Raw genomic sequence first — 2,301 nt, 5'->3', positions numbered from 1 at the left:
GTGAGTACGCCGATCAGCGTGCCGACGATGTGGAACTGGCCTTCCCTTAGCGCGGCCGAGCCGAGGAAGGCGGCGGAAAACGAGGTGAGCATGAAGCCGTCGCCGGCCGTCACCTGGCCGGAGCCGAGATTGGAGGCCATCAGCACCCCGCCTATTGCCGCGCAGGTGCTGGCGATGGCGAAGGCGACGATGCGGCTGCGATCGACGGCCACGCCGGCGCGCCGTGCCGATTCCGGGCTGACGCCAATCGCCTTGATGTGCTGGCCCTGCACCGTGCGGTTGAGGATGACCCAGAGCACGATCAGCACCACGGCCATGATGATGACCAGATGCGGCACGCCGGCGATGCGGCCGATGGCGATCTTGGTGAATTCTCGGCTTTGCGTGAGCTGCAGCGGGATGCCGCCGGAATAGGCGTAGTTCAGGCCGACGACGATCGTGCCGGTGCCCAGTGTCGCGATGAAAGCGTTGACGCCGATCTTGGAGACGACGATGCCGTTGACGATGCCGATCAGCGTGCCGAGGCCGATGACGAGCAGGATGGCCAGCGGGATCGATAGGCCGCTGAAGCTCAAAAGCCCGACCGCGAGCAAGCCGCAAAAGCTCGCCACATAGCCGATACTCAAGTCGAAATCGCCGGCCACCAGCGGCACGGTGAGGCCTGCCGCGACAATGGTGCCGATCGCCATATCATTGATGATGTTGCGGAAATTGCCGATGGTGGCGAACGTTCCCGGTTGCAGGATCGAGAAGATCACCAGCATGGCGGCAAGCACGATGATGGTGCCGTAGGTGCCGATGAGGCGCATCAGCCGCGCCCGCCGGTCGCGCATGCCGGGAGGGAGGGACCCGGCTTTCGCGACCGGCAAGGCGCCCTCCGGCGGCGCGGAGGTTTCGGGTGGGGAATGGTCGGCGGGCATGACTGTTCTGTTCATGATGGAACTCCATCCGGCCGGTGGGCCCGGCCGGATGCCAGGGTCCGCAGACCTTACTGCGGATTGTCCTTCATGAACTGGTCGACATTGTCCTTGGTGACCAGCGAATAGCCGGGCACGAAGGATTTCGGCTGCCACTTGTCGCCGGCCGCTATGATGTCGGGAATCTGGTCGACGAGCATCTTGCCGGCCGAGGTCAGGTCGACGCCGAGCGTCGCCGTCATGGTGCCGTCCTTCACCGCCTGCACGGCGGGCGCGGTGGCGTTGAAGGAATAGACCTTCACGTCGGTCCGGCCGTTCTGCTTGAGCGCCGCGATGGCGCCCATGGCATTGTCGTCATAGCAGTTGAAGATGGCGAACGGTCCCTTGGCGTTGGCGTTGGCGGCCAGCCAGGCGCTGGTCGCGGCCTGCGAGGATTCGGCCGCGCCCGGAATGGTGATCTCATGGGAGGTGGCTGAAAGCCCCGGATTGGCCTTGACCGCGGCGTCGAAGGCGTCGGCCCGCTCGCGGCAGGGAATGCCGGGATGATAGGTGAGGTCGAGCACCGTGCCCGAATTGCCGATGTCCTCCAACATCAGGTCGATCAGCGGCGGCGCCGCGCCCGTGCTTGCCGAAAGCGCGATGCCGTCGGCCATGCCGCCGCCGGCCGAAAGCACCGGGATCTTTGCGTCCGCCGCCGCCTGCAGCCCCGCGGCGAGACCGGTGGAATCGAACACCGTGACGATGATGGCGTTGACCTGCTTGGTCGCCAGTTGCTTGATGCTGGTGATCGCCTGCGAGGGATCGCCATTGGCGTTGAGCGTCTCCACCGACCAGCCCTTGGACTGCGCCTCCTTGGTCATGGTGTCGACCATCTGGTTGGTGTCGACGTCCGAGGTCGAGAAGGTGACGATGCCGATCTTGAGCTTGTCGTCGGCATGCGCCGCCGACGCGAAAGACGCCGCGACCAGCGCCGCGGCCGAAAAAGTCTGAAAGCGGTTCACGTTCCTAATCCCCTGTTTGACCGAGTGTTCCGGCCCACCTCCCGACCGCGTCAGCCCATGTTTCCAGGCATCGGCGCAGTCGCTACAGTTGAAACTGTTTGTTCGTGCGAGCCACGTACTAACTATATGCACAAGCTGGGAGGGGGCGCAACGGGGAACTTGGGAGTTCTTCCCTTTCTCCTCTCATGGAGGAAGACGGACCGGCGCGCCGCGCCGAGACGGATGGGAGTACGCGAAGGAATGAGGCGGAGAAAAATCTGGCGCTATTAAAGCATGTCTCCCGAAAGTGGTAACCGGTTTCGGGGCAAAGACATGCGCAGAATCAAAGACCTAAAGCGCATGGAGTGAATCTGAAAGATCGCGACGCGCTTTAGGTGCGCATG

Annotated in this window: 2 protein-coding genes; both read right to left on the bottom strand. The window is 63.8% G+C overall.

The features are described 5' to 3' along the window. Positions 1-935 (bottom strand): ABC transporter permease (locus EOD07_RS31255; RefSeq protein WP_245470557.1); only part of this gene is annotated, 935 nt, incomplete at its 3' end. Positions 936-988: 53 nt separating this feature from the next. Further along, positions 989-1,918 carry a sugar ABC transporter substrate-binding protein gene (locus EOD07_RS31250; RefSeq protein ID WP_127238030.1) on the bottom strand — a complete coding sequence of 310 codons (930 nt, stop codon included), beginning with the start codon at positions 1,916-1,918 and terminating at the stop codon, positions 989-991. Between the last annotated feature and the right edge of the window lie 383 nt (positions 1,919-2,301).

The organism is Mesorhizobium sp. M2C.T.Ca.TU.002.02.1.1, assembly GCF_003997225.1.
The sequence above is the reverse complement of the archived record's forward strand: the minus strand, read 5'-3'. Positions and strand labels throughout refer to the sequence as shown.